Raw genomic sequence first — 5723 nt, 5'->3', positions numbered from 1 at the left:
CTCCTTGAGAAACGAGACTCCGAATCCTCGTTTTACTCCAGGGGGCTTACTTCCGCGGCCCTTCATAGTATCTAGGGAAACGCTGATCAATGAGGTCTGCGAGCGGCGATGCAGGTAATCCTGACCTTGGCTTTCGTAATGTGAGAGAAGAAGACCAATTCAGGACGGTATTTGCCTCGCTTCGCACCTTTCCTGGCGCGCTTTGCGCGCTCAGGACGGATTGCTCCCCTGTGAAGCCAGCAACAGCTTCCTGGCAAGCGCCAGATTCGCCAAACCAAACAGGCTGAACAACGGCGCCGTGTTCTTGACCAGGCCCTTGTAGCGAACTTTACGATGACCGAAGAGATTCTTGATGACGTGGAACGGATGCTCGATCCGCGCCCGAATCTGTGCCTTGGTCCGCTCGACCGCGATCAGCAAGTCCTTGAGAGCACCATCACTCATCGCCTTGATCTTGCCGCGCTTGATGGCTACCTACCATTTCACGGACTTGCCTTGCATCTCGTCGCGCTTCTCTACGCCCGTGTAGCCAGCGTCGCCAAACGCATGGTCTTCGTGGCCATGCAGCAAGGCGTGCGCTTGCGACACATCCGACTCGTTGGCCGCGGTGCCCACCACGCTGTGCACCAGGCCCGATGCCGCATCCACGCCGACATGCGCTTTCATACCAAAGCTCCACTCGTTGCCCTTCTTGGTTTGGTGCATCTCCGGGTCGCGACTCTTCTCCTTGTTCTTGGTCGACGGTGGCGCCTCAATAATAGTGGCATCCACAATCGTGCCTTCCTTCATCATCAGCCCGCGCTCGCACAGCATGATGCCGATCTCGTCGAACAGCTTTCGCGTCAGTTCATGCTCGACGAGCAGGCGGCGAAACTTCAGCAGCGTGGTCGCGTCCGGCACCGCTTCGACCGCCAGGTCGATCCCCGCGAACGTGCGCATCGCCAGGCTGTCGTACAGCGCGCCTTCCAGCGCCTCATCCGACAGCCCGTACCACTGCTGGAGGAAATAAATGCGCAGCATTCGCTCCAGTCCGATCGGCGGCCGTCCACGTTTCCCCTTGGGGTAATACGGCTCGACCGCCGCTATCAAGCGCGACCATGGCACCACGCTTTCCATCTCAGTCAGGAAGCGCTGGCGGCGCGTCACCCGCTTCTTGCCGTGGCTTTCCGCTTCCGCAAAACTGATCTGTCGCTTCATCACTGAACCCGAATCATGGACACGCTTATGACAACGCACTCACACGACGGCCCGATGACTCGCGCACTGATTTAATCAGCGTTTCCCTAGGATCGCGGGCACGCGAAACCGCCTCTGACTGACTTCGTGGCACCAACCGAGACCGATGGCGGCACGCATATTGCATAGCTGATCCTGCTTACACTCCGGGAACTCCACGCGTATGCTATGCCGATGAAGAAGAAACGCACTGTGGTCACCCTAACCCGCGACCCGCGGGCCCGTCGTGCTAGTCGTCTGGTAAGCCACTCGATACAGGATGGGATAAGCCCAATGCCGGATCATTTAACACCTGCTGACAGAATTTTTGTTGCAACCGTGACGGAACTGATTCGAATTGTAGGATTTGTCTGCCACCCCTTCCCTCATTTCAAAATGAAGACTCATCACCCTAAAGGGTGCGCCAGTACATGAGGCAGCACGCCAACTTGATTACGCCCTCGTGGATGTCCGCGCAAGGCTCGCAGTGGGTTCGCAGACACCGGAATGCGTGCAACCAAGTCCAACACCCAGCGAACCTTACCGAGGCTGCGGCGGTTAGGTCCGCCGCGCCGGGCCATCGAGGTCGGGATGCCGGCAGCGTAAAGCTGTCTGCGTGCTTTGTCATGGTCGCACGCGCAATCAGCGCAGATGTGCCCGGGCTCGCGCTAATGGCGGCCTCCGCACCCTCGAATTGCCAGAATGGCTTCGATCAGATGCGAGAGTTAGACGATGTTGTTTCGAGACGAGTCAGAATGATCGCGCTCGGTTGGGTTCGGCCCTGTTCTCGCCCTGGCCCAATCGCTCGAAATGGGGAAAAATCAATGAAGCGCCCTGAAAAATCGATGCGATCAAACTCGCGTAGTTTCGCTAGAAAGACCTTGTGTAACCGATCCCATACGCTGGCGCTTTGCCAATCGCGTAGCCCACGCCAGCAACCGACCCCGGAGCAGCAATACATCTCAGCGGGCAGTTCGCTACACCGGATGCCGCTTCTAAACACGAACAGGATGCCAGTCAGTGCTGCCCCATCCGATACCGGCATGCGAACCAGGTATCGGAATCGCCCCGGCTTGGGCCGAGGTAGGAGCGGTTCGATCCGCGCCCTAAGTTCATCCGAGATGATTGGCTTTCCCAACCAACACTGTCCTGTTGTCACAACGGATGAGGTTAAGAGGTCCGTCTTGAAGTTAACTACCCACAACGCTTTTTTTAAAAATTTCTTAGCGTAAAGAGTATCCATCTATTTTTTACAGAACCGCAGGTTGTGGACGAAAAGATCTATATGCGCACGCATTCAAAGCAGGTCCGGCCGCGGCATCTGATTAATATCGAACCTACGATAAAGCGAGTCCTCCGAAAGAGGATTGACAACATTCTGGAGACGTCGTGACGTTCAGTTTTCTAATCGGCGAGTGTTTTTTTCTAGTGCTTGTAGATGATATGCAAAAGGCACAACTGTGGAGCTCGGCATGCAGCCGCAATCGTAGTCCACCCCAGAAGGTCATGCGCTATGTCATTGAACACAATCTTGTTTTGGTGGCGCACACCAAAAACCTGACTGACTCGCCGGCTGGAAGCCCGCTCGCCCGGAGCCGCTCCAACACCGTAATATTGTCAGCCTATGGCAGGCAGAAGAAAATGCGGTTGCAGATGTACCAGAGAGCAACCGCTTCGGCTTTATCCGCATTCGCGCAATCTTCAGCGACCTCGGGCTATTGGCCCCACCATCCTACTGCATTTTGTTTCACCCCTCGTATTCCTACGAGGCCTCTGAGGAGGAGGGCTACCGCCCCGTGGCAGCGGAGAATGACGGCACCACGGTCGTCGTTAAGGATCCCTTCCGCGAGATCTTCGAGGTGGCATATGAGAACCCGATAGTGATCACGTCTATAAAGAGAAACGGGGGCCAACCGGTTCGAGCCGAGCAAGCGCTGGGAATCGAACCCTACCCGAAACTTCACGTGGTGCTGCACGGCGTGACTGCTATACAGCGGCGCAATCCTCGCTGTGCCAGCGAACCTCGACATCGTCGCAAGCATGAATACGGCCGCGCTGCAGTCCGGTCGTTCGTCCGCGCGCTGCGGCAGCGCGTTGAATTCATCGAGTCTCCGCCCGCCCCCTGCGCTCTGTCCGAGGTAAAGCTAGCCGGCATCGAGCTACGCAAGCTGCTGCAGGCGATCAACTACTGCGTCAAGTTCTCGTTCGACAAAGACCACGCCATCGACCACGGCTTGCTCGTGGACGTGGACAACCTCTGGCACTTGCACCGGGTGTTCGCACGTCACGGCATCCAGCTTCCAGAGGAATTCTTCTTCTGGGAGCGCGCGCTCGACGCCCGTTTGCTCTTCGACGACTCGCCGACCTCATCGAGCAGCCCTGTGTCTCGATCCGGCCAATACCATTTGGCACGCCCGCCTTTCCTGTCGCGCTGGTTCCCTGGATTCCGCTAATGTCCAACCATCAACAAGGTCAGCCTCTTCCTCCCAACCTGCCACGCGGCCCGGCCTGCTCGCACCGGCGCACATGGATTACCGCCGTCGTCATCCTTGTGCTGGCCGGCGCCGCTTGGTACTCGCACAGCCACCGAAAGCCTGCGCAGGAAGGCGGCATTGCGGACAGTCCGGGTGGCGCGCCGGCAACGCCGCGCTGGCCTGTGGTTGTCAACACGGTGAGCAAACGCAACATGGACGTGGTTCTGCACGGTTTGGGCAACGTGACCCCAACCTCCAACGTGACCGTGCGCGCGCAGGTTTCCGGCCCCCTGCTGAAGGTGCTGTTCAAGGAAGGTCAGATGGTCAAGGCCGGCGACGTGCTGGCCGAGATCGACCCGCGCCCGTTCCAGGCCGCGCTCGATCAGGCCGCGGGCCAGCTGGCGCGCGACCAGGCGCTACTGCAGAACGCGAAGCTGGACCAGCAGCGCTACCGCACCCTGCTGGGGCAGGACTCAATCTCGAAACAGCAGGTCGATACCCAGGACGCGCTGGTCCGCCAGTACGAGGGCGTGGTCAAGACCGACCAGGGCAACGTCGCCAACGCGCGCCTGCAGCTGGGCTATACCAGGATCGTGGCGCCGGTGTCCGGCCGCATCGGTCTGCGCCAGGTCGACCCGGGCAATATCGTCAACACCAGCGACACCAACGGCATCGCGCTGATCACGCAGATCCAGCCGATCGCGGTGATGTACACCATCCCCGAGGACAACCTGCCCGCCGTGCTGAAGAAGCTCAACGCCGGCGAAAAGCTGCCGGTGCAGGCGTGGGACCGCCAGATGCGCAACCAGCTGGCAGAGGGCACGCTGCTGACCACCGACAACCAGATCGACACCACCACCGGCACGGTCAAGCTTAAAGCCATCTTCCAGAACACCGACGGGATACTGTTCCCAAACCAGTTCGTGAATATACGCACCTGCGCCGATACCATGGAAGACGCCGCTGTCATCCCCGCTGCCGCGATCCAGCGTGGCGAGCAAGGCACCTTCGTATACGTGGTGAGCGACTACAGTACGGTGAAGGTACAGAGGGTTATGCTGGGTCCAAGCGATGGCGCCCGCACCGCCGTGCTCAAGGGCCTGGAGCCCGGCCAGCGCGTGGTGGTGGAGGGCGGGGACCGGCTCAAGGAAGGCATGGTCGTCGAAGCGGTAGACCCCACCCACCGCGCCGCGCAAATGCAGTCTTCGAGCGGCGCTTCTGGCGCGACCAGCGAGGCTGCGACCGAACCGGGCGAGCGCCGCCGCGATGCCGACACCAATCCGAATCCGACCACGAACAGGCCGGCCAAGCCGGGCGCCCGCGTGGGCCAGCGGCTGCAGTAGCGAGCAGAGGAATGGGAAGCGGCATGAACCCTTCACGCATCTTCATCGACCGGCCAGTTGCTACGACCCTGCTGATGCTGGCCATCCTGCTCTCAGGACTGGTCGCATTCAAACTGTTGCCGCTCTCCGCCCTACCTCAGGTCGACCATCCGACCATCCAGGTCACTACGCTTTATCCTGGCGCCACCCCCGACGTGATGACGTCGTCAGTCACCGCACCACTGGAGCGCCAGTTCGGCCAGATGCCCGGCCTGAAGCAGATGTCCTCGTCGTCATCGGGCGGCGCCTCGGTGATCACGCTGCAATTCGAACTGTCGCTGTCTCTCGACGTGGCGGAGCAGGAAGTGCAGGCTGCCATCAACGCCGGCGGCAACCTGCTACCCCCCGACCTGCCGATGCCGCCGGTTTACAGCAAGGTGAACCCCGCCGACGCACCGATCATGACGCTGGCGATGACGTCGGACACCCTGCCGCTGCCCAAGCTGCAGGACATGGTTGACACTCGCGTCGCCGGCAAGATCTCGCAGATCCAGGGAGTGGGCCTAGTCACCATCAGCGGTGGCCAGCGCCCCGCCGTGCGCATCCAGGCGAATCCTACGGCACTGGCAAACCTGGGCATGTCGATCGACGACCTGCGCACCGCGATCGGCTCCGCCAACGTCAACGGCGCCAAGGGCAGCTTCGACGGCCC

Annotated in this window: 3 protein-coding genes and 2 pseudogenes; 3 read left to right on the top strand and 2 right to left on the bottom strand. The window is 60.2% G+C overall.

Annotated elements, in window-relative coordinates:
- Positions 1-210: 210 nt before the first annotated feature.
- Together J8I82_RS37185 and J8I82_RS37180 are read right to left on the bottom strand one after the other, a co-directional pair.
- Positions 211-1197, bottom strand: a pseudogene (locus J8I82_RS37185) (IS5 family transposase).
- 430 nt (positions 1198-1627) lie between these two features.
- Positions 1628-2353 (bottom strand): annotated as a pseudogene (locus J8I82_RS37180) (transposase).
- A 658-nt stretch (positions 2354-3011) separates the two neighbouring features.
- Here J8I82_RS37180 and J8I82_RS37175 point away from each other — a divergent pair.
- The 3 genes from J8I82_RS37175 to J8I82_RS37165 all read left to right on the top strand — a co-directional run.
- A complete protein-coding gene (locus J8I82_RS37175) occupies positions 3012-3668 on the top strand; it encodes a hypothetical protein (protein ID WP_209765566.1) in 657 nt (218 codons plus the stop codon).
- Positions 3668-5032, top strand: a complete 1365-nt coding sequence (locus J8I82_RS37170) for an MdtA/MuxA family multidrug efflux RND transporter periplasmic adaptor subunit (RefSeq protein WP_209765563.1) — start codon at positions 3668-3670, stop codon at positions 5030-5032. The genes J8I82_RS37175 and J8I82_RS37170 overlap by 1 nt, the downstream gene beginning before the upstream one ends.
- Positions 5033-5055: 23 nt before the next feature.
- The coding region (locus J8I82_RS37165; RefSeq protein WP_209765561.1) for an efflux RND transporter permease subunit at positions 5056-5723 on the top strand (668 nt) is incomplete at its 3' end.

This window comes from Cupriavidus consociatus (genome assembly GCF_017814975.1).
In the GTDB taxonomy this organism is placed as follows: Bacteria; Pseudomonadota; Gammaproteobacteria; order Burkholderiales; family Burkholderiaceae; genus Cupriavidus; species Cupriavidus consociatus.
This window is presented reverse-complemented; position numbering and strand designations above follow the sequence as displayed.

Coding starts and splice junctions, on each gene's coding strand:
- J8I82_RS37170 (WP_209765563.1), top strand. CDS start 3,668: ATGTCCAACCATCAACAAGGTCAGCCTCTTCCTCCCAACCTGCCACGC.